We start from the raw sequence: 22,776 nt of genomic DNA, 5'->3' as shown, positions 1-22,776 counted from the left end.
GTAAAGGAAATCAGGCCGGCTGGGTCTTTCAAATAAAATAATTAACTTCACAACAACTAAAATTAAGCGGGCGAATTCTGTATTTCTGTACTGTTGTTAAAATGACCAGACCCCATGCAACACCATGCTTAAAAAATTGATGAATGGAAAAGTCGGTATTTGAAATTTCGAAGATGGATTGCCCTTCCGAAGAAAATCTCATCAGGATGAAATTAGATGGGATCTCCGCTATAAAAAATCTTGATTTTGATATCCCTAACAGGAAACTTACCATATTTCATACCGGAGAAATCGATAAAATAGAAGAGTCCCTGGTCGCACTGAATCTGGGAACCAGAAAAATAGGCACCAAGCAAACCAGCCAAACGGAGTTTGAAGAATACAACAGTCAGAAAAAGATCCTATGGTCGGTATTAGCCATAAATTTTGCATTTTTCATAATTGAAATGACAACAGGAATAATCTCGCGATCCATGGGGTTGGTGGCTGATAGTTTGGATATGCTGGCCGACTCGTTTGTGTATGGAATTAGCCTTTTTGCCGTAGGAGGATCTATCGTTAGGAAAAAGAAGATCGCAAGGTTAGCCGGATATTTTCAAATACTACTTGCCGTTATAGGATTTACTGAAGTGTTGAGAAGGTTCTTTGGCAATGAGAAGCTTCCCGATTTTTCTACAATGATCATTGTTTCCATACTGGCTTTGATAGCCAATGGGATTTGCTTATACCTGCTTCAGAAATCCAAAAGTAAAAAGGAAGCTCATATGAAGGCGAGTATGATCTTCACTTCTAATGACGTTATTATAAATCTGGGGGTAATAATTGCAGGACTGCTTGTGAACTGGTTAAACTCTGGCAAACCGGATCTAATTATCGGGACGATAGTCTTTATTCTCGTGGTCCAGGGAGCAGTTAGAATATTAAAATTAGGAAAATAGCCACGCCGACCAAATTATGGTATATAATATAACACAGGAAATCCCTTAAAAGATCTAAATAATATTTTATTCGGGCAGAAAAAATCACCAACACAATCAGTTCCTGTATGTGAAAATGTAGTACAATCTAAAAAATCGATCCGGGAAATGCTGTATATTTTACTCGAATAGAATAGTTTTATGTGGATAATTTCTCTCTTCCTGCATTTCAGTATCATTTCTGAAAAAATAGCTAAATTGTAATCCTCAAATTTCAGCATGATGACAAAGCATAGGATTTTTACTACTTCATTTGCAAGTGTCTATCCTCACTATATCAATAAAGCGGAAAAGAAAGGTAAGACCAAAGAAGAAGTGGATCTGATAATTAGATGGCTAACAGGCTATTCACAAAATTCTCTGGAAGAACACCTCAATAAAAGAAGCGATTTTGAGACCTTTTTTGACCAGGCCCCGCAACTCAATCCAAATGTTTCCAAAATAACAGGAGTAATATGTGGCTACCGGGTAGAGGATATCGAAGATGAGCTCATGCAGAAAATTCGCTATTTAGATAAACTTATCGATGAACTGGCAAGAGGTAAGAAAATGGAGTCTATCTTAAGGAAATAAGCATCTCACTGCTTTTACCAGGTAAATTACCAGGAGTCATTCCGCAAACTTCATCATTTCTCCTGTCACATAATTTAATGCCTGTTCCCAGGCCATTAGAAGCTTGGGAGTAGAATGTTCGCCCAGCTGCTCTTCAATGGTTTCCATCATAGAACTTAGGACCACAGGATAATGTTCTTTTTTTACTCCATATCTGTAATGGCTGCGTCCAAGAAACTGGAGGCCGGTCTTTAGATTTTCCGGTCTGCTTAAAGAATACACAATACTGCCCAACATATGGGTAAGCAACCGTCCCTGCTCTCTCATATTCTTTTTGAACAGTTCTCTTGTCTGGGGAGCCTTTTCAAAAACCCGCTCATAGAACCTCCTGGCAAATTCATCCTTATTGGTGAAAAGAAAATCCATAGAACTCTGCAACTCTAACTGGATGTCAAGTTCTTTAAAACCTTTCAGCTCATATAACATACTGTCATGTTCATGCCCGGCGAATTTGGTACTGAACTCTTTCCCCAGTTCAAAAGTACCTTCGGGAACACTTTTTAAAACCGATTGTGAGATCAGTATCCTAGTGTTTACATCTTTGTTAAAGGATTGTATACGACTTGCCGTATTAATAGGATCTCCCACCACTGCTAACTGTTTATGCTTGGGATGGCCCAAATGACCGATAAAAGCTTTTCCGAAATTGATCCCTATCCCTGTTCTTATATTCAGATCAAAATCCACCAGCTCCATCTGGTTCAGGTGCTCAATAGCGTAATTCATACCCAGGGCAGCTCGGGCCGCATCCCTGCAATTCTTCTCACGTGTACCTCCGGCGACGCCAAATAACCCAATAATCTCATCACCTATATACTGATATATGACCCCATTGTTGAAAAGGATAGGATCTCCAATGGTGGTATAAAACCTATTGAGAATATGAGCCATATCAAAGGTGGTATTCTCAAAGGCCATTTTGGTAAAATTGCGGATATCACAGAAAAGTATCGCTATGGCTCGTTCTTCAGCCACACCTTCGGGAACCGTCTCGAGCTGTAGCTTATTGATCTCTGCACTGGTCCACACCAGTCGTTGAATGGCAATATCCCCTTTTACGTAACACTGGCACGCCAGTCTAACAGAAGGATCCCATCTTCTCACCTGTGCCAGTTCCCTTTCCCTCATGGTAGGAGGTGAAATATTCTTACTGCCTTCCAAAACCCTGATCCTACAGGTAGAACAACGGCCATTTCCACCACATTCATGCAAATGAGGGATTTGATGACTTATGGAACATTCAAGAATTGTTGAATCGGGATCATCATAAGTTATCTTTTGATTGATCCCCATATAATGTATTACAGGGTAATTTTCTTCTGCCATATCATTTTCTTTTAAAAAAGTCTACAGTTATGAGCCTTGCGACTCACTGACATAGCCTGTGCCAGGAAGGTTTGAAAGATGATGGGGAGGAATTCCTGTTAGTTTAAAACCGCGGGATTCTTAAATTACCGGGATGTGTTGTAATTATGCCATTTGGATATTCACTTTCACCGGATTTCTTAACATATCCAGTACTGGCGAAGTCTTCTGCACATAATCACAGAGTTCAACAAGTTTTTCGCGTGGGGCATCAGCCTTAACTTTATATTTCACATTGATATTTTCATAGCCTGGCCTTTTTTTATCTGATAGACCCAGGAAAGCATGCAGATCAATATTCCCCTTCATATCAAATGAAAGAGATTCCACATTGATCTCTCTGGCGGCGGCATTATATATAAAACCGACCGTAAGACAGGACGCCAGGGCATGCAGAATTGCTTCCACCGCATTGGCCCCGTGGTTTTCACCAAGCAATACCGGGGGCTCGTCTCCCTCCATTATAATTGGAGTAGCTCTTGAAGTATCTTCCTGTTTCGCACCATAAAAGTTCTGAATACTGGTACGCACATGTCCCCCTCCTAACCAGTCGGTTGTTGCTCTAAACTCAAAATTGGCAATTTCAGGTTCCTTTTTAACCGCATCAATCGTTCCCATCAACTGTTCCACATTAATGCCGTTTCTTTCATTCATTACATTTTGCATCCCTAAAAGTTATATTATAGTTAGCTGATGATCAACATCCTTACATCCCGGTTTAACACATTGATAACCAGTATTCTAATTTAAACTATATTTTTATAAACCAGAAGTACTTTCAAGGATATTTACTTACTTTTATTCCATGTATCAACATCTAATTGTGGCTCTCCAGCCATAAGTTAATTATAAATAAAAGAAGCATGCGAACCCATATAGCCATCCTTAGAGGAATAAATGTTGGCGGGAAAAGAAAGGTCCTTATGAAGGATCTAAAAGAAGTTTTTGAAAAACTGGAGTTTAAGAATGTACAGACATATATTCAAAGCGGAAATATCATATTTGATGCGGAAAAGAAACTGTCTAATTCCAGCATTGAGAGGCAGATTGAAGATGCTATGGCATCCAAATATGACTTCCAGGTAAGTGTGATAGTAAGAACATCAGATCAATTAAAGAAGATCATCACAGAAAATCCATTTCAGCCAATTGAGAATATTAAGAAACATTATCTTGTATTTCTAAAAGATAAGCCGGCAGCTGAGCATGTTTCTTTAATTGAAAAAACAGATTCGGATGATAGCTTCAGGATAGTGGACGATCATATTTATGTAAGATATGCTTCACGTTACAGCGATTCGAAGTTATCCAATAATTTTTTTGAAAATAAACTAAAGGTTCCAGCTTCTACCCGTAACTGGAAAACCCTCCACAAACTTCTTGAAATATCAAACTCGAAATAGTATGCTTTTCCAGAATTTCACTACCAAAGTCAGCAAAAGCCTGATGGAAATTTAGTATTTTGCCGCGCCAAAATCAGGTTTACATCTAAATGGATCATAAGAAACGTAAACAGCAGGCCAGGATCCTGCGAATCTTTAGAAAAGTGCACCGGTATACAGGTGCCCTACTCTTTATTTTTTTCTTTTTCATATCTGTTTCCGGGCTTCTTTTAGGCTGGAAGAAAGATAGCAAAGGTGTGATCCTGCCACCCTCCTATGAAGGCACCTCAACCCAATTGAGAGAATGGCTGCCTCTTGATAGTCTTCATCGTAAGGCTGTTTTTATTCTGCATGATTCTATTTCTCCTGCCCTTTCAACAAAAATTGACCGGATAGATGTGCGAAAAGAGAAAGGCATGGTGAAGTTTATTTTTGAAGATCATTATTACGGGATTCAATTAGATGGTGCTACTGGTGAAGTTCTTAACATTGGAAAAAGACATTCAGATCTAATTGAGAACATTCACGATGGCTCAATACTGGACACCTATCTGGGCACCTCTGGTATTCTAAAGCTTGTATACACCAGTATCATGGGAATTGCACTGCTAATATTTACAACAACCGGCTTCTGGCTGTGGTATGGTCCAAAACGAATGCGAAAGGCTAAACAGAACCAGTCTATATAGATTGGGTAAAATTAACTATCTTCAGTAATCCTAAGATCATTGTTCACTAACATATTATAATCATACAGGATGACTGGCGAGAATCACAACCTAAACGTTTTTCGGGTTTTATTTCTTATAAAAGGAATTTTTACTCTACTCATTTCTTTATTTCCTCTGCTCTATGTCTTCATGGGATTATTCATCTTTAATAATGAATTTGAAGATTTCGATAATTTTGGTTTAACCGGACTTATATTTGTCACAATAGGAAGTGTGATCTTTCTGTTTCTTATAGGCCTGGGTATACTTACCATCCTGGCCGGGAAATATCTGGGTGAAAGGCGTAAGTACGATTTTATCTTTGTAATTGCCATTCTTAATTGCCTTACCGGAATCCTGGGGATTTTACTGGGTATTTTCACTATTATAGAACTAAATAAACCTAATGTTAAGCGACTGTTTGGAAAACCTGCCTAATAGTTTCTATCCTGCCAGTGTCTCTTGCCATTCAAAGCTAGTTTATATTCCTCCCGGCTAAGGATATTCTCATTTAAAACCATATCTGTTTTACAGAAGGAATTAAAGAATTCCTCAACATACTTAATATCTGAAAGCACTTTTTCTTTCAAATAATTAACATCTATATTAATACAGATAGCTCCAACCAGACCATATTCCTTTCTGAAAATAGGAATAGTAGTACACTTAAATTTTCTGGCTCCTATATTAAGTTCATAATTAAGCTTATCGGTATCCTGCAGTTTTCTGGTCTTTAGATCAATTACAAGATTGGTAGCTCCCGATTCTAATCTTCTTCCTGTAATATTATTCTCAATAATACAAAGGGATTTAGCAGGATTGGAAAGGTCATGCAACAGGATCTCGATTCCAATATCGGGAAAAGAGTCCCCAATTAACCGAACGATCCTTTTATAATTTTCAAGGAACTCCATGTTGTTATTAAAGATGGAATCACCGTCATACTTTTTGTATAGTTTTAAGTATTGCCTGAGATCATCATGTTCTAGCTTATGTCTTGCTTCATTCTGTTCTCCCAGAAGGATGAGCTGCCTGGCTGCAATATAATCCCTGTTCTTAAGAAAGTAATAGATCCCAAGCCTGAAATCCTTTAAATCAAAATACAGTCTTTTCTCTTCATCCAGTTCAAAGGGATAAAAATCATACTCCTCAATGTTCCTCCCTTTCAACCTGTCTTTTTCCCTTTTCTTTCCAAGTAAGAAACCAAATGCAAACAGAATTACTGAAACTATCAATCCGGACAGGATATTTACTAACCATGGAGAATCTATCATGAGCTTAAATTTTAGAGTAGGATGTCCAGGGTATTTGAATAAAAATACGAAAAAACCCTGATGCCATGGAAACCCGGGTAATAAGGGATTTTTCCCCTTTTTAAGATTTGAACAATTAATAAAGCCTTTATATTACTATATTTAAATACCTGTACTACAGGTTTTTATGACTTACAAGTGTTTTTTCTATGCCATATATCTAAAAACTGAATTATGAAAACTTATTATTCCATTAACGCTCTACTCTATTCCATTCTCTTTTTAATTTCTATTTCCTCATTTCAGCTTAGTGCTCAAAGCACTAATACGATTTTAGGTAAAATTGATTTCCCTACTTCAGGAAACGGGGAAGCTCAAAAATCATTTGAAACAGGAGTCCTCGCACTTCATAGTTTCTGGTATGAAGAAGCAAGGGATCATTTTAATAAGGCTCAAAGAATTGATCCCCAGTTTGCGATGGCCTATTGGGGTGAGGCGATGACATACGCAGGCCCCTTCTGGGGGCCCGGGGAAACCATTGATTCCCTGGCAGGAAAAAAGGTTCTGAAAAAAGTGGATAGTATCAGGTCTAATACGGGATTAAAATGGACAGACCGGGAAAAAATGTACGTAGATGCTGTTAGGTTACTTTTTAGAGGCGGCGATAATTTAGAAGCTCATCGGGAGCCTTACCTCGAAGCCATGAATCTACTGGTTGAGAAATATCCGGAAGATGACGAAGCTGTTATATTTACAGCTCTGGCCAGAATGTGTTTACCGGATTTTGACGATCAAAACCCCTTCCATGTAGTCGAGATTGCAGCTCCTCTTGAAAATATCTATGAACGAAAAAAGGATCACCCCGGCGTTTTGCATTATCTGATCCATGTATATGATACTCCCATGTTTGGTGAAATGGGTTTACGCCAGGCCAGGATCTATGCCGACCTAGCTCCTTCAGCATCACATGCCCTGCATATGCCGAGCCATATATTCAAGCATATGGGGCAATGGGATAAAGTAATAGCCTCCAATATCGATTCCTATAATGCGTCGGTAAAATGGCAAAAACGGACGAAGAGGCCTGTTACCTCAAGGGATTTCCATGCTCTTGACTGGCTTCATGAAACGGAACTTGAGATTGGACATTTTAAACACGCCGCAAAATATAAGGATAGTTTAAAAAATGTTATCGCTGAAGCCAAGCAGGAAAACCTGAATCTGGGAATGTTACCAATGATGCTTAAAAGTTATGAGAATGCCGAATTAGGTGCAATGGAATGGGCCGGTATGGAAGTAAAAACAGAGCCTGTAACCATGAAAGAGATCGATGAAATGCCTACTTCTCCAGAACTTTTTAATCCGGCATATAGAGCCGCAAGACATGGCCAGAAGGAAATTATGGATACTATTATTGCTAGATTGAATAAGTTTGAGTTGCCACCAAATATGCAGCAATACCGGGCTTCTTTCGATAATGCACTTAGTAATATAAAAGCGGAATATTACCTTACAATAGGAGAAAGTGAGAAAGCTTTGGAAATGGCAGAAAAAGCAATGGAATATGCGGATGAAAAAGATAAATCTGATCCTCAAAAAAACTCCAAGTTTACGGAGTATGCGAGGTTTCTTTATGAAGGGGGTAAAATAAAAGAGGCTTATGATATCTATGCTGAGCTAAACGATTTTTTTCCGAAACGAGTGAATTTTCTTATAGGCCTCGCACGAAGCTCTGATGCCTTAGGAAGAAAAGATGAAGCTGTAAGATATTATCAGGATTTTTTAGAAATATGGAATACTGCAGACGAGGGCATTCCGATATATAAAGAAGCTAAAAACTATGTAGAGCAAAACAAAACCACTTCAAAATAGAAAAATCTACATCCGGTATTATAAAAACCAAACCCGTTAAATTCTCAATTTTATTTGAGTAAAATCATTCATTTTCTCACGCTAATTCCTTAAATTAAAAAGCTCTAATCCAGACGCTTGACACTGGTTAAATAAGACCCTGCTGGTTCAGAATTTTTAGATTTTTCTGTTACCGGATTACAAAATATGCCGCCTTCCGGGCATTTCCGCTGTAGTTATTTTTCAATACAATAAATCATGTGCCGTGAAAACTAAAATTTCCAATAATTATGGATGGGAAAGGCCTGATCTTATCCATAAGAACTCTGTAATGTGGTATTCCAGATTGAACTTTATCTTAAAAGAGCTTGACTTTCTCAATAGTCTGCTGAATGAAAATGTATTTCCTATAGTAGAATCCCATATGGTGCCAGAAGCTGAAAGCTTAAAGGAAAAAATAGTGGACCTTAAAATTGAGGTTTCCGATCTGTTAAATAAGGTAAGGATACACAAGAATGGAGTAAAGATCCTTTTTGACAAACCAAACAAAAATGAAAAGGAATGGGACTATAAACATCAGCACAGGAAGATCATGATTAAAGTGCATGAATTTGATAGTAAATATCAGAATATGAAAAAACAGATTTTCAGAACGATCACCCAGGCCATAAGGCATAAAAAGCAAAAGCGAATTTCTTCAGAATAATGCCTTATAAAGCAGGATATATTAAAGCCCTTCCGCTACTGGCTCCCCCCGAATTTATCCTGTCTATTTGCCTAATTCTCAAAAAGAAAATGTGTAAATTAATCTGATCCTTATCATATCCTATATCAACTCTCTTTTGTAACTCAATCAGACTTATTTTTCATTCATGCAGAGCTCAGATCTGGATATCATTAAATCTTCGGGAGAAAAGGTTAAGTTTTCCCTTACAAAACTCAGGAAGTCTCTTTTAAAAAGTGGTGCCGATAAAGAAACTGTAAAATATGTGCTGAATGAAATCAGAGATGAGCTATATCAGGGAATTTCTACCCGGGAGATCTATAACCGGGCATTTGCGCTCCTTAAGGAGATCAAATCTGTATATGCTTCAAAATATAAATTAAAGAATGCTATTTACGAGCTGGGACCAACTGGTTTTCCCTTTGAAAAATTTATTGGCAAGATCCTGGCCGGAGAGGGATATCAGGTATCAATAAACCAAACCCTTAAAGGAAAATGTGTAAAACATGAGATTGATGTTGTCGCTGTAAAAGATTCGGTCATTAATCTGATAGAATGTAAGTTTCACAGTGAAGAAGGTCGCAATTGCGATGTAAAGGTGCCATTATATATCCATGCCAGGTTCAAAGATATTAGGAATAAGGACAATACACCTGAATCCAGTAAGGGCTGGGTGGTCACCAATACCCGCTTTAGTAAGGATGCCGTTGATTACGGGAGCTGTGTGGGTATAAAACTCCTTAGCTGGGATTATCCCGAAAAAGAAAGCCTCAAGCACCTAATTGACCGCTCCGGACTATATCCTGTAACCGTTTCCACCCTTTTATCTGAAGAAGAAAAGGCATTTCTCCTGAAAAGAGAAATTGTCCTGGGCAGCGAATTAATCCGAAATAAATTTCTTCTGGATCACCTGGGAATATCAAAATCCAGAAAATCCAGGATACTGTCTGAATTCAAAATATTATGCACAAAAAACGATCCGGATGGCAGCTAAAATAAAGGTTCAGTTCCTGGGAGCAGCGGGCACGGTGACCGGCTCTAAATTCTATATAGAGGCTCACGATATGAGACTTTTAGTAGATTGTGGACTTTTCCAGGGACTTAAAGAACTTAGACAAACCAACTGGGAAGATCTCCCGATCCCTGTTAACCAGCTGGATTACGTTTTGCTCACTCACGGTCATCTTGACCATACAGGTTATCTTCCAAGACTTATCCAGCAGGGATTTAAAGGTGGTATCCTGGGTACTGCCCCAACTCTGTCCATTGCAAAGATCATTCTCATGGACACTGCCAAGATACAGGAAGAGGAAGCAGAGGAAGCAAACCGGGAGCATTACTCGAAACACGATCCTGCCCTCCCTCTCTATACCGAAATGGATGCGGAAAAGGCTATTGAACTATTCAAAAGTGTAAATATCGAGGAATGGATCGAAATATCCGAAAAAGTAAAATTCAGGTTAAGACCGGCCGGTCATATCCTGGGAGCATGTTTCCTGGAACTGGATGTCGATGACAAGATCCTTTTGTTTTCAGGAGATCTGGGAAGGAATGACGACCTTCTGCTACCGCCACCCCAAAAGCCCCAGTGGGCCGATTACCTGTTCCTAGAGAGCACCTATGGAAACAAGCTCCATCCAGCAGAAGATGTGGAAGAAATACTGGTGCGTAATATCAGGGCAATCATAGATGACAACAGCATATTGCTCATCGCTTCTTTCGCGGTGGAAAGACTGCAGTTGCTTAGTTATATCCTGTGGAAATTATTCAAAAAGAATAAGATACCCCATGTGCCTGTCTATATTGACAGCCCAATGGGCATAGATGTAACAGAACTTTTTGGCAGATATCCAAAATCACATGCTGTGGCTCCGGAGGAATTTAAGGCCATGAAAACACATTTTGAGCTGGTCTCCTCGTATAAAAGAACCTGGGAGATCATTGATGAACAAAGACCGAGAATAGTGATCGCCGGAAGCGGAATGCTTACCGGGGGCAGGATACTTACCTATTTGAAACAATTTATAGATATTCCTACAACCCGACTTGTCTTATCGGGCTACCAGGCAGAAGGGACCCGGGGAAGGCAACTGGAAGAAGGTGTACATGAAATCAGGATCCGGGGTAAATATTATCCTGTAAATGCCCATATTGAAAAAATTGAAAGTCTTTCGGCTCATGCTGACCAGGCCGAACTTATAGACTGGTGCCACAATATCAAAAATGTTCCGGAACAGGTTTTTCTCATACACGGTGAAAGACAGGTGGCAGATGCCTTTAGGGTGAAACTTGAATCTGAGTTTACCTGGAATATTAAGGTGCCCTCATTAAATGATTCTTTTGAACTCTGAGGATTTGACAATCTTTAAAATCGAATTCCCCAGGTAATTACTATCTTTAAAAGTCAAATCTAATCGTTCAACGATAAATTCGGTATAAACTGCGGTCTTAGTTTTTTTGAGCTGGCTTCGGTTAAAATTAAATAAAAGCGCAATAATTCAAATAAGTAACATATGAAACAAATAATTCTTGCAGGTTTTCTTTTCTTGAGCATCACAGCCTTTTCACAGTCTGATATCCTTCCTCCGGAAATTCAGATAAAAACGGCAGTGCTCGCTGCACCTGAGGAAAGTCGAAGTGACGCCACTGTGTACGGATATGATGAAAACGGAAAAATGATGGTTCTTAGAGAAGGTAGCAACAATATGATATGTATTGCAGATAATCCTGATTTTGATGGCATACAGGTAGCCTGTTATTCAAGGAAGCTCGAGCCTTTCATGGCCAGAGGTAGAGAACTTTCCGCTGAAGGCAAATCTGAAATTGAAAAAAGAAAGATCCGTAAAGAAGAAGTGGAAAGTGGTAAACTGAAAATGCCCGATTCTCCAAGTACCTTGTATGTATTTTCAGGATCTGAAGAGCACTACGATAAAGAGACCGGAGAGCTTAAGGATGGGAAATTCAGGTATGTGATCTATATCCCATACGCCACTCCCGAATCCACCGGTCTGCCTACAAAACCCGAAGCTCCCGGAATGCCCTGGTTAATGGATCCAGGTACACACAGGGCCCATATTATGATAAGCACTCCAACCCACTAATTTTAAGTTCAGGATTTTGTATAATGAGTTTGGTGATTTCCAAACTCATTATACATTTTCTATTACCCTCAATAGTCTTTTGGCTATTTCTTTGGCGATCCCTACAAGCTCAGGATTTTCCACCGCCTGCATGGAAGCTACGGGATTCACTGCAGCGATTTCAACAATACCGTTATCAAGTTGCTGGAGAATCACATTACAGGGGAGCATGGTCCCTATCTTATCTTCTGCTTCAAGGGCCTTGTGGGCATAATTGGGATTACAGGCACCCAGGATTTGATATCTTCTAAAATCCACATCCAGTTTCTTTTTAAAAGTTTCGTTCACGTTTATCTGAGTTAAGACGCCAAAACCTTCGGTTTGCAGTTCGGCGGTAACTTTGTCCATGATAGTATCAAAATCACCCTCTACGGTTTTATGGAAATAATAGTTCATAATGTGTTGTTTTTATTAAACTTAAATTTAAGTCATTAAGTTAAAAAATGCGGTAACAAGAGTTACTGAAAAGCTCCGTAAATATTGAAAAAAATGATATATATCATATTGTTTGTCAGTAACTTAAACTAAATTAAGAGGTTAAACGATTTATTAATTTAAATAATCTTGTCATGTCCTTAGTTAAGTCCAAAAAACAAAGATTTCCCTGGATGAATGGAAGCATAGCCAAATCATTCGGATTGGATGATCTTTTTGATGATGATTTCTTTACCGCAGAAAGGAGACTTCCTGCCATGAATGTAAAGGAACATGAAGATGACTTCGAAATTGAATTTGCCGTTCCCGGATTTTCAAAAGAAGATTTTGAAGTAAGCATGGAGAACGATCTTCTCTTCGTTTCTGCCGAAAAAAGCAAGGAAGATATAGAAGATGATGACGATTACACTCGTAAGGAGTTTAGTTATTCCAGTTTTTACAGAACACTTCAATTACCACAAAGTGTTGACGTTTCTAAAGATGTAAAGGCCGGCTACAAAGACGGCATTTTAAAACTTCAGTTATTAAAAAGCAAGGAAGCAGCCAAAACAACACGTAAGCGTATAGACATTTCTTAACGACTTAATTTGAGATGGTGGAAGTTCCGGAGATACCATAAAACTTAAAGAACAGGACCGGAATAAAAAAGGGATGCAAATGCATCCCTTTTTTAAAAAATGAAAAGTATATCAAAAGTAATTCAAGTTAATAAGTAGCCTGTTATATTTGCAAGCACCTGTTAGAATAACCAGGATTAAATTAAGAAAGCAATATGATTTTTTCTCAAAAGGACAATTTTCAAACATTTAAACTCCTAGTATTCGCTCTAAGCTTCATATTTATCCAATGTAAAGAGAATGAGAAGAATGCAGAAGAAACGAAAAAAGAAAATGTAAGTGAAAATCTGGAACTTAAGACTACATACTCCGACAATATAAATGTACCCGAGGGTATGGTATGGATTCCTGGAGGTAAATTTATTCAGGGAGCTGTGGAAGGAGATGAGATGGCTGTAAGTCATGAAAAGCCTGCCCATAAGGTAGCTGTTGATGGCTTCTTTATGGATGAAACTGAAGTTACAAATGCCGAATTTAAAGAATTTGTGGAGGCTACAGGTTATAAAACAGTGGCAGAAAGAGATATCATCTGGGAAGATATAAAGAAACAGCTTCCACCGGGAACACCAAAACCGGCCGATTCTGTACTTCAACCTGGTTCACTGATTTTTAAAAAGACCAAAAACAGTGTTCCTAATTTATATGACTATACCCAATGGTGGGAATGGAAAGTCGGTGCCAACTGGAAACATCCTCAGGGACCCGATAGCAGTATTGAAGGAAAAGAAGATTACCCTGTTGTTCATATTGCGTATGAAGATGCTGTAGCTTACTGCGAATGGGCAGGAAGAAGACTCCCTACAGAAGCTGAATGGGAATATGCCGCAAGAGGCGGAATGGACACGAAATTCGCATGGGGTGATGATGCTTCAAAACTTTCGGAACATGCAAATACCTGGGAAGGTGAATTTCCTACCGAAAATACCAAAACTGATGGCTATGAAAATAAGGCTCCAGTAAAATCATATCCACCTAATGAATTTGGGTTGTATGACACCACAGGAAATGTTTGGGAATATACCCAGGACTGGTATAATACCGGATATTACAGTAAATTAAAGGATGAAGGACTTGCCATTAACCCCCAGGGTCCTGACAAACCATATAATCCTAATAATCCTCAAATCCCAGAGAAGGTAATTAAAGGGGGCTCTTTTTTATGTGCAGCCTCCTATTGTGCGAGTTACAGGCCTTCTGCGAGAATGGCAAACGCCATGGACTCGTCTCAGGAACATCTGGGTTTTAGAACGGTGGTAACTGAAGAAATGCTAAAAGAGCAGCAAATGAAAAAATAATCGAATTAAAAACCGGGAGAAATACTCCCGGTTTTTTTATATAACATTAGGGGGTAGTTCTTACGAAAAAAGTATTCTTCAATGTTCCATTCATGAGGAGCTTTGAAGAATTTTCTTTCCTTATCAAAAGGAGAAACTTAAATTCATTCCAGACATTTCAATCAAGATTAGGAGATTGAGCATTTACATCTTTTTTCCAATCAAGTAGTTTTTGGTACAAATAGTCTGTTTTCTAAGGCATTTGCTCAATTAAATTATTGGTTTCACCAGGATCGGCTTCAAGGTTGTAAAGTTCTTTCCGGCCATCTATATAGAACTCAATAAGCTTATAACTGCCTTCCTTGATAGCACTGCTCATTTTATTTTTAGCATTTGCAGTCTCAGAAGGGTAATGCCAGTATAGAGGTCTCGTTTCCGGGGACTTTTGCTCTGTTAACAATGGGAGAAGACTTATACCATCCAGTTTCTGTTCCCCATGGCTCACCTGCGCTAACTGTAAAAATGTAGGATAGAAATCAATACTGGAAACAGGCTCATGAGTGACCAAACCAGGTTTAACCTTACCTGGCCACCTAATTATCAAAGGTTCCCTGATACCTCCTTCATATAGCAAGGTTTTGAAACCTCGTAAATAAGAGTTATTTCCAGAGTTGGGAGCACCACCGTTATCAGAGAAAAAAATCAAAACAGTATTTTCGGTCAATCCAGTACTTTCAAGTTTTTCCATAATCTCACCTACACCAGCGTCTATTCTTTCTAGCATTGCAGCTAAATATGGATTATCTATATGATTCGCCAGGTGTCTCCCTCGTTTCTGCCCATCATATAGCTTTTCAGCCATTCCGTCTCCGTACTTATCATTAAATTTTTTCTTGTATTTAATAACCAGATTTTCAGGTGCATCCAGAATAGTATGAACACTATAATGAGAAAGATATAAAAAGAAGGGCTGCTCCTTATTCCTTTCAATAAAATCTATTGCCTCATCCACCAGCCTATCTGTAAGAAATTCTCCTTCTTCCCCCTTCTCATTTAGAGTAGCTGCTTTATCGTAAGGAAAGAAATAATCCCCGCCTGCAATATATTTGGTCTCACTTCCTATTACTTCATCAAAATGATGATCTCGAGGACCTCCCTGAATATTCCCGAAATGAGTATCAAGATGCCATTTCCCGATAATTCCGGTATGATAACCTGCCTGGGAAAGCGCTTCATTGATTGTTACATGCTCTTCAGGTTTCAGATATACTTCAGATCTTGGAGCCAGAAAGTCGGTTATTCCGACTCTTGCAGGATACTGACCGGTAACGATGCTGGCCCTTGTTGGAGAACATACCGGTGCAGCCGCATAAGCATGAGTAAATCTCATTCCCTGGGAAGCTAGTTTATTAAGATTAGGGGTTTCATTAAAATTATTTCCGTAGCTATTCAATTCTCCCCATCCTAGGTCATCGGCCATTATAAAGATAATATTGGGTAGATCGACATTGGAATCATTTTGTCCGATCACAGGCGTAAACAGTATTAGCAAGAGAATTAAAAAAGAAAACGACCTTATATCTTTCATTTTTAAAGTTTAATTTTAAACGTAATATTTACATTTAAAATTACAAAAAAATTGTTCCGACAGAGAAAATCATTTACTTTATTTATTAAACCTGGAATTACCAGGATAAAAACTATAAATGACTATCAAATTTCGAAATTAAAACCTTCTTTCAGAAGCTTATGATAGTTCTTATAATCAAATTTATACAGGAAAGCTCCTCTTCTGGAAGTTGACTTATCCTTTTCATTAAGTTTAATTAAAACGTTTAAGGATAAAACTTTTTTCCGAAAGTTTCTCGAATCCAGTTCTTTCCTATATACGGCTTCATAAAGTCTTTGAAGTTGGGGAATAGTGAATTTTTCAGGTAAAAGTTCAAATCCTATTGGTTTATACCTGGCCTTTCTTTTAATTCTATCAAGGGCATCCTTCACCATCTGATTATGATCCAGAACAAGTTCGGGAACTTCGTCAATATCATACCAGTCGGCACCATGCCTTTTCACCAGTTCCTTATCATACTCTCCAATCCGGATAAGGGCATACTGAGCAATTGAAATACATCTATATCCTGGATCCCTACCTACATCTCCATAGGATTTTAGTTCTTCCATAAACACACCCTCCAGGCCGGTGATTTCTTTTAAAACCCTTTTGGCCGCATCCTGTACATCTTCATCGATTCTAACAAAACTTCCAATCAAAGACCAGGTTCCCATTAAGGGTTTCACTCTTCTTTTAAAAATAAGTAGTTTTAAATTTCCTTCGTCGAATCCAAAAATCACACAATCGGTAGCAACATACATCTTGTCCTCCTGTGTGTAAAAGTCTTTTTCTTTACTCATGAAAGGGTAGGTAATTTCGAAACTAAATATATAATTATTTTAACAAAAATATGGAAATCTGAAAATACAGTTAGAAAACAACAGTTCTTCGCAGCGAAATATGAATTGTGAAGTCAGTATTTTTTACCTTACATAAGAGGTAATAGTTTTTTCAGAAACGAAAACGAAACTTTTATTTTAATTTATTACTCTCGCTCCAATAAGTGAAGGCTTTAAAAGCAAACTGCAAAGTGCACTAAAACCTAAAACGGCAAATTCATTGAAGACATTACTCATTTCCATTTTAAAAAAATTAATTCCCAGAACATAATAAAGAACAGCTCCCAAAAAACCCATTAATATTCCCGCCATAAATAACTTCCATGGATATTCCTTACTTCTTTGAAAACCGAAACGAATTAGTGCTCCTATCAAACCACCTATCAGCGAAAAAATAAGGAAGGTAAATGGAAATTTTTGTTGGATAACTATAACATTTGAGTCTTGTATTGCAACCTCTGAAGAAGAGGTGGAGGCCTGGATATTTATACTATCCAAACCTTCAGACCTCAACTTAACCGTTTTTATTTCATTATAAGCCAATTTAAAGGAGCTAGGTTCTATAATTCCACTACTACTCTTTACTATTACATCTTCTTTCTTGGAATTACCTGAGCCTTTAAACTGAACCGAAACAGGAATTTCCTGTATACCCAAACCTTGCATGCTACTTCTGTTCGCACTTATTTGGAGTACTGGTGTAACTTTCAAAAAATAAGGGTAGCCATCAGGGATATTACTATTTGTGATTATACGAAGTTCTACAGAATCATTAGCCGATTTCGCAAATACTTTTACCCTGGTTGAAGGAAGATTAACATGTTCAATAGATAATTGCTCCGGATCGGGTTGAAGAATTGGGGATTTTATCTCAAGATGAATAGGATTCTTAATTTTCTGTCCATTTTCAGCCCCACTTTCAGAGTACATTATAAAATTTAATTCAGCTTCGTAACCTTTATCCTTGTAATAAGTTAAGGGCCTGGAATTAATAATTACAGGGGTCACAATTAATTCTTCATTCGCCCCATTTGGAGAGAAAACATAATACTCCGGAATAATTTTCAAATGGTTCTTCGCAATATTCAGATTGAACTTGCGCTCCATTTTCTCTTTTTCAGGCTCAGTGACTTTTTTAATTTGATCATCATACTTAGCTATAAGTAACTTGGTAAAATTTTCAGGCAGAGAAAATGACCCAGCATTTACAACCTCCTCTGCTTTTTTTTCAGTGTTATCATATTCCTGAACTTTCACCTTTTGAGTTGCAGGTAAACTATTGATCTTTTGGTTGAGTTGCCTTCTTGTTTCCTGACCTGAAGCCACAAAGAATGACAGCCAAAACAATAATAAAATTATATTTTTCATAGGTTGATAATTTTATTCTTTAAGCTTTATGCCGCCAGGAGGTTAATATTATTTTAAATATGGACATTTGATTTGCCGTCAATAATTGGTTTACTCTCATTATATGCATCTTCAACGGCATCAATAAAACTTTTTATAGGTCCCAGATATCTGCCTAAATCATCATAAGCTCCCTTCACGGAATCACCGAAACTCTTTCCGGTTTTCCACTTTCTCCAAAAAAGTGTCATTAAAGGCTCTGGAAAGTAGTTCATCCTATCGCTTCCAGAAACTGCCTCAGCACCTATTTTGCGCCACTCATCATTTAATCCTGAACCATTACAATTCATCTGGTATACTACACGAATAGGCAATTGACTACCATAATCTTTAGAAATGGACAGTAAATTTTTATTGGTAATCCTCTCATGCTCAAATCCTGAAAATGAACTGGCATTTCCATGGGCCTGTATGATAATATCTATTTCATAGCCTTTTCTTGCCAAATGTCTAAGTTGATGGCTTAGCTCTTTAAAAGTTGCTGTTTCATCTTCCAGCATAATTACCTCATCATAATGAGAGCCTTTTGAATCTTCAAAATCATTAATGGCTTTTTCAGCTCCTTCCAGCAAAGTATCTGCAACCTTTTCCAAATTCTCTTCAATCCATTTTGGAGTTCCGGAAGGAAGCGGAAGCTGGCCGGTGTTTTCAATGAATACAATCAAGGCCTTCTTATTAACAGGTTCCCCATCGGTCCCTTGCCAAATAGAACCCAGTCCCCATAATTTCCTGATAGACTTTTTCCCGGAAGTCTTTCCTGTTTGCCAATCATAATTAACATAAGAATCTCCCTTAAAGAAATATGCAAATCTGCTGAAACGCCCATCTCCATTTAAGGCCGCATCTATACCATTATTATAAGAATCAGGAAAATTCCATAAGCTTATAGGTTTTGGGTATCCCGGCACGGGCCGATCATTAGTCCAGTCATATTTCATGTATTCACCCCCAGAAAACAAATATCCAAATCCTGCATACTTCCCACGCCCATTTAAAGCGGCATCAATTTGTCGACTGAATTTCCCCGGCATTTTCCAAAGGGTCAGATCCTTTGGGTATCCAGGCACTGGGGCATCTTTCTTCCAGTCATATTTTACATATTCTGAATTTCGAAACAGATAAGCAAAACCGCTAAACCCTTTTTCTCCATTGATCCCTGCCTGTATACCCTTTTTAAAATTTCCCGGCAATTTCCAAAGTGATAAATTCTTAGGATATCCCGGAACTACCTGATCTTTATTCCAGTCGTATTTTATGTACTGACTATTATGGAACAAATAAGCAAAACCTTTAAATTTCTCCTGTCCATTAATAGCCGATTGAATTAAGGCTCTCATAATACTTTATTAAAATTGTTGATTTATCAATTCCTCCACCAGCATTGCTTCTGCAGCCGAAATACGGCATCGCTGCCTGCTTAAATTATCTGGCATTAGGTCATCATTCGTAATGATAGCATTGAGATTTAATTGGTCATCGTTCAATAGGTCCTCCCAGGGTGTTCCCGAAAGCATTGGACGAAGTAGCCCATCTCTTACCTCTATTAAAAGATGAGTAAGCTTGCTTCCAAAAGCAGCCTGGGTCCAGGCTCTTCTGGAGTCATTACTCATTTGGTTAAGCAAAGACTGCTGCTGGGCCTCAGAAAAATCTCTGAATTCATGATGTTGAAAACGCCGCAGGAACCTCCGGTATCGCTGCCGGATCTCTACAATAAAAGCAGCCAGCAGGTCACGTTCCCTTATATAGGCCGGATGTACCTCCCTTCGAAAAGATCCGGGAGCCTGATCATTACCAACCACAGGATGTATTTCACTACGAATGCTTACAGGAAAAAACCTTTTGTAATCGTAAAGCCAATCCAGACCCGACCTCCCTTCTGTATGCGCATCTCTACCCGCACTCACAATCCTCCGATTAGACCGGCTTAGGCTTGTGCGCACCCCGGATTCCCTTATAGCAACTGCCAGTACCAAGGCAAGGTCTATTTGCGAACGATCCTGCCGTGACCTTTCATCGGTATCATTTGTAAATAAGATCAGGGTATCACGAATATGATTTCGGACCTCTTCATCCTGAAAGAGCTCGCTTAATTGACGAATTCGTTCCACTTCTAAATTCTTGCGAACAGATCCACGTCTTGTCTCCACCAGGAATCCATTCTCAGGAATTCTAAATCGTGCTTTAACCCTGTTAATCTGGGTTTCTGAAAGGGATCCGAATACAATGGGCTCATCGTTTGATCGGTCAGTATCCGGCTCATCCTTTTCATAAATTTCATCACGTGCCGGCGGGTCAAAGACATTTCCATAAACTTCCTCTTCGGTGAAAACCATATCGAATTTAGTATTATCCTGTCCGTCTGGCTGCTTTGATCCATCCATTCGAGTTTCATTTCCCTCAATCTGCGGATCCACTTTCTGATTTCCATCAAAGGGAGTGTCTTTTTCCCAATTATCGGAATACGGATATTTCTGATTTCGATATTTAGAAGACTGGTAGGATGTTCCGGAGGATTTTTCCTTGCTATCCTCAAAATCCTCCGTTGCATCCTTCTCCCTACTATATGCTTCTTCTTTTTCATAATATCCTTTATCTCGATTTTTTTGATGATCATAATCATAAGGCTCATAAAAATCCTTTTCCGAAGATTTGTTATAAACGGAGTTTTTCTGCGACTGAGTATCCTTTCCAGCTCCCTCTTCCGTATAATCTCTTTTATTAGAATCATTCCCTTTTGAGGAAGGACTCTTCTTAGGATAGTTCTTATCTGAATAAGAACTACCTGTCTTTTTTGCTGCCATGATATTTATTTTAAATTACAGGTAATCTGCCTGTTCTATAGGATTGGGATAAGGCCCCAATTGCCTTGTCACCACACCGATCAACTGAAAGGATTCTGGGAGCTCTTCTTCCACTTTAGCCTGAAGAGATATTGTCTTTGAGACTTCCTTTACATTTTCGGGGGGTGTCACTGCCAGTTGCGTCCTCACCGGCTCATAACCTTCAACATTGATCTCCAAAGTATATGTTTGACCCTTGTTCAAATTGGTAACCAACTCGCTACCCTCCTGTATAAAAGTTGCTTTTACAGGTTTTTCTTTAAGTAAAACATTTACTGAAGAAAGATCGGGAATCACTGCAGTATGCTTCTCAGTATCTTTAAACTGTAAACGAACTTTAATTGGCTTAAAGAATATAAAATTAGCCTTGAGCATCATTGGCTTAATGGTATGAAGCTTAGGTTTGGTATGCTGTGCTGCAGGATTCTTTTTTCCTCTATCTCTTAGTTGGGGAGCTAAATGAGCAAACTGTTGTTGTTTTTTATTTATCAGGACACCAGTCTTCAGGTGATTATCTTTTTTCTGCTCATGGATTTTAGAGGAGACATTGAAAACCATTTTCCGTTCTATCTTCAAAGCTTTATTAACAGAGTTCAATCGAATATTTTTCCCCTGTTTAAGCTGTCCTGCATTAATCATAAAAGGTCCCAGATGTTCAAAATTGGCCTTTTGCAGAATTTGCCGGTTCTTCTGAGATTCCCGGGGCAATTGAATATCAACATTCCGAATAAAGATGAGTTTTTGAGTATACCGAGGTATGTCGATCTCTTCCCTGTTTAGAATATTAATATCCCAGTAAGGCTTATGCAACAAATTTGGATCAAACCAGGCCCGTGTGACATTTACAAATAACAATTCATACTCAATTCTATCGATTTCCAAACCGTTCAAATTTGAATCTCCAAAAACCTCCTGATATTCTTCGGTCTTCACATTCTTTAAAAGTCTTTGAATTTCTGACTTCTTAAGACTCACCTTGGTCCATTCCAGCTCCTCCCCTTTATAAAGATTGTTAGGAGAACAACTGGTAAGGTAGAATTCCCTATTCATATTAGCACTGCTCCTTTTAGACGAGTCAAGTTGTGCCTTTACTTCATCAAGGTCCAAAATGAACCTTTTGAATTCATCTTTTATAATCTCAAGGATCTTGGATTCCACCTTATCTTTAGCTCCCTCTGTTTCCCATTTTGAACTAATAGCTTTTAAGTTATCCTCTTTCAATTTAATTTCCAGATCAACCGTGGTACGATTCTCGTCATTCAAAGATTTTTTCAGTTCTTCAATCTCACTGGTTAATCTTTCATTAAGCTCAAAAAATGCTTTATATTTTCCTTGTTCAGGTTCTCTTATTACTTTGAGTGCCTTTTTAAAAAGAGGATGTTTATATAACATTTCCGGCTTCAATGTATCGGTATCCAGCAATCTTAAACTCCTAAGAATGTTCTTATATGGATTAAATAAGTAATCCCGCTGATCTCCTGAGATCGTCCAGAAATTATCCTGCCTTGGGATAGTATTGGCAATCTCAGAGAATTCAAGAAGTTCATCTACATATTTTTCAGCCTGCTCATGGGAAGATGTAGCATCCAGGAATAAGAAATCATCATAATCAAAACCGGTAGAAAAGGGGGAAAATATCAGTTCATATTCTTTATTTTCCCCTTGCTCCGGAAACTGCCTGTAAAAATTCTCTTCGATTTGTTTAAATATGGTCAATAGTTCAGACATCGGTTAAGCT

The 22,776-nt window shown here is 38.3% G+C and carries 22 protein-coding genes; 12 read left to right on the top strand and 10 right to left on the bottom strand.

The genetic code is table 11. From position 1 onward, the window contains the following. Positions 1 to 143 precede the first annotated feature (143 nt). On the top strand, positions 144 to 938 hold the full coding sequence (locus EZJ28_RS08175) for a cation transporter (RefSeq protein ID WP_131396691.1): 795 nt from the start codon (positions 144 to 146) through the stop codon (positions 936 to 938). Positions 939 to 1,199: 261 nt separating this feature from the next. Continuing rightward, on the top strand, positions 1,200 to 1,550 hold the full coding sequence (locus tag EZJ28_RS08170; protein ID WP_131396744.1) for a DUF2200 domain-containing protein: 351 nt from the start codon (positions 1,200 to 1,202) through the stop codon (positions 1,548 to 1,550). A gap of 36 nt (positions 1,551 to 1,586) precedes the next feature. Here EZJ28_RS08170 and EZJ28_RS08165 read toward each other — a convergent pair whose 3' ends face one another. Beyond that, complete coding sequence (locus tag EZJ28_RS08165) at positions 1,587 to 2,915, bottom strand: adenylate/guanylate cyclase domain-containing protein (RefSeq protein WP_131396689.1); 1,329 nt, start codon at positions 2,913 to 2,915, stop codon at positions 1,587 to 1,589. A gap of 144 nt (positions 2,916 to 3,059) precedes the next feature. Continuing rightward, entirely contained in the window at positions 3,060 to 3,608 is a 549-nt protein-coding gene (locus tag EZJ28_RS08160; RefSeq protein ID WP_242670091.1) for an OsmC family protein, read from the bottom strand. 209 nt (positions 3,609 to 3,817) lie between these two features. Here EZJ28_RS08160 and EZJ28_RS08155 point away from each other — a divergent pair, with 209 nt between their 5' ends. The 3 genes from EZJ28_RS08155 to EZJ28_RS08145 all read left to right on the top strand — a co-directional run bounded on the left by EZJ28_RS08155 (position 3,818) and on the right by EZJ28_RS08145 (position 5,484). Continuing rightward, positions 3,818 to 4,357: a DUF1697 domain-containing protein gene (locus EZJ28_RS08155; RefSeq protein WP_131396685.1), complete on the top strand. Its 540-nt coding sequence runs from the start codon at positions 3,818 to 3,820 to the stop codon at positions 4,355 to 4,357. An 89-nt stretch (positions 4,358 to 4,446) separates the two neighbouring features. Continuing rightward, positions 4,447 to 5,025 carry a PepSY domain-containing protein gene (locus EZJ28_RS08150; protein WP_131396684.1) on the top strand — a complete coding sequence of 193 codons (579 nt, stop codon included), beginning with the start codon at positions 4,447 to 4,449 and terminating at the stop codon, positions 5,023 to 5,025. A 171-nt stretch (positions 5,026 to 5,196) separates the two neighbouring features. After that, positions 5,197 to 5,484 carry a hypothetical protein gene (locus EZJ28_RS08145; RefSeq protein ID WP_242670090.1) on the top strand — a complete coding sequence of 96 codons (288 nt, stop codon included), beginning with the start codon at positions 5,197 to 5,199 and terminating at the stop codon, positions 5,482 to 5,484. Here EZJ28_RS08145 and EZJ28_RS08140 read toward each other — a convergent pair. Further along, the gene (locus EZJ28_RS08140) at positions 5,481 to 6,320 is read right to left on the bottom strand and encodes a PAS domain-containing protein (protein WP_131396681.1); all 840 of its coding nucleotides are present in this window, start codon (positions 6,318 to 6,320) and stop codon (positions 5,481 to 5,483) included. The genes EZJ28_RS08145 and EZJ28_RS08140 overlap by 4 nt on opposite strands. Before the next feature lie 213 nt (positions 6,321 to 6,533). Between EZJ28_RS08140 and EZJ28_RS08135 the strand changes: the two genes are divergently transcribed. The 5 genes from EZJ28_RS08135 to EZJ28_RS08115 all read left to right on the top strand — a co-directional run bounded on the left by EZJ28_RS08135 (position 6,534) and on the right by EZJ28_RS08115 (position 11,975). Continuing rightward, positions 6,534 to 8,171, top strand: coding sequence for a type IV pilus biogenesis/stability protein PilW (locus EZJ28_RS08135; protein WP_131396679.1), 1,638 nt, complete (start codon positions 6,534 to 6,536; stop codon positions 8,169 to 8,171). A gap of 244 nt (positions 8,172 to 8,415) precedes the next feature. Beyond that, a complete protein-coding gene (locus EZJ28_RS08130) occupies positions 8,416 to 8,856 on the top strand; it encodes a hypothetical protein (RefSeq protein WP_131396677.1) in 441 nt (146 codons plus the stop codon). Between the two features lie 166 nt (positions 8,857 to 9,022). Further along, positions 9,023 to 9,868 carry a restriction endonuclease gene (locus tag EZJ28_RS08125; protein WP_131396675.1) on the top strand — a complete coding sequence of 282 codons (846 nt, stop codon included), beginning with the start codon at positions 9,023 to 9,025 and terminating at the stop codon, positions 9,866 to 9,868. Continuing rightward, positions 9,858 to 11,225, top strand: a complete 1,368-nt coding sequence (locus EZJ28_RS08120; RefSeq protein WP_131396674.1) for an MBL fold metallo-hydrolase RNA specificity domain-containing protein — start codon at positions 9,858 to 9,860, stop codon at positions 11,223 to 11,225. The genes EZJ28_RS08125 and EZJ28_RS08120 overlap by 11 nt, the downstream gene beginning before the upstream one ends. Before the next feature lie 162 nt (positions 11,226 to 11,387). After that, positions 11,388 to 11,975, top strand: coding sequence for a hypothetical protein (locus EZJ28_RS08115; RefSeq protein WP_131396672.1), 588 nt, complete (start codon positions 11,388 to 11,390; stop codon positions 11,973 to 11,975). Between the two features lie 48 nt (positions 11,976 to 12,023). Here the strand turns inward: EZJ28_RS08115 and EZJ28_RS08110 are convergent, their stop codons facing one another. Further along, positions 12,024 to 12,410: a DUF302 domain-containing protein gene (locus tag EZJ28_RS08110; RefSeq protein ID WP_131396671.1), complete on the bottom strand. Its 387-nt coding sequence runs from the start codon at positions 12,408 to 12,410 to the stop codon at positions 12,024 to 12,026. 173 nt (positions 12,411 to 12,583) lie between these two features. Here EZJ28_RS08110 and EZJ28_RS08105 point away from each other — a divergent pair, with 173 nt between their 5' ends. Both EZJ28_RS08105 and EZJ28_RS08100 read left to right on the top strand, forming a co-directional pair. Further along, positions 12,584 to 13,027, top strand: coding sequence for an Hsp20/alpha crystallin family protein (locus EZJ28_RS08105; protein WP_131396669.1), 444 nt, complete (start codon positions 12,584 to 12,586; stop codon positions 13,025 to 13,027). Between the two features lie 194 nt (positions 13,028 to 13,221). Then, the gene (locus EZJ28_RS08100; protein WP_131396667.1) at positions 13,222 to 14,361 is read left to right on the top strand and encodes a formylglycine-generating enzyme family protein; all 1,140 of its coding nucleotides are present in this window, start codon (positions 13,222 to 13,224) and stop codon (positions 14,359 to 14,361) included. Positions 14,362 to 14,593: 232 nt separating this feature from the next. Here the strand turns inward: EZJ28_RS08100 and EZJ28_RS08095 are convergent, their stop codons facing one another. From EZJ28_RS08095 to EZJ28_RS08070, 6 genes are all read right to left on the bottom strand, one after another. After that, positions 14,594 to 15,928 carry a sulfatase gene (locus EZJ28_RS08095; RefSeq protein WP_131396665.1) on the bottom strand — a complete coding sequence of 445 codons (1,335 nt, stop codon included), beginning with the start codon at positions 15,926 to 15,928 and terminating at the stop codon, positions 14,594 to 14,596. A 125-nt stretch (positions 15,929 to 16,053) separates the two neighbouring features. Next, on the bottom strand, positions 16,054 to 16,752 hold the full coding sequence (locus EZJ28_RS08090; RefSeq protein ID WP_131396663.1) for an NUDIX domain-containing protein: 699 nt from the start codon (positions 16,750 to 16,752) through the stop codon (positions 16,054 to 16,056). A gap of 177 nt (positions 16,753 to 16,929) precedes the next feature. Beyond that, the gene (locus EZJ28_RS08085) at positions 16,930 to 18,159 is read right to left on the bottom strand and encodes a hypothetical protein (protein WP_131396661.1); all 1,230 of its coding nucleotides are present in this window, start codon (positions 18,157 to 18,159) and stop codon (positions 16,930 to 16,932) included. A gap of 53 nt (positions 18,160 to 18,212) precedes the next feature. Continuing rightward, the gene (locus EZJ28_RS08080; RefSeq protein WP_131396659.1) at positions 18,213 to 19,535 is read right to left on the bottom strand and encodes a hemopexin repeat-containing protein; all 1,323 of its coding nucleotides are present in this window, start codon (positions 19,533 to 19,535) and stop codon (positions 18,213 to 18,215) included. 9 nt (positions 19,536 to 19,544) lie between these two features. Beyond that, the gene (locus tag EZJ28_RS08075) at positions 19,545 to 20,999 is read right to left on the bottom strand and encodes a hypothetical protein (protein ID WP_131396657.1); all 1,455 of its coding nucleotides are present in this window, start codon (positions 20,997 to 20,999) and stop codon (positions 19,545 to 19,547) included. A 15-nt stretch (positions 21,000 to 21,014) separates the two neighbouring features. Continuing rightward, positions 21,015 to 22,766, bottom strand: coding sequence for a hypothetical protein (locus EZJ28_RS08070; RefSeq protein WP_131396655.1), 1,752 nt, complete (start codon positions 22,764 to 22,766; stop codon positions 21,015 to 21,017). Positions 22,767 to 22,776: the final 10 nt, after the last annotated feature.

The organism is Gramella sp. KN1008 (assembly GCF_004332155.1).
In the GTDB taxonomy this organism is placed as follows: domain Bacteria; phylum Bacteroidota; class Bacteroidia; order Flavobacteriales; family Flavobacteriaceae; genus Christiangramia.
The sequence above is the reverse complement of the archived record's forward strand: the minus strand, read 5'-3'. Positions and strand labels throughout refer to the sequence as shown.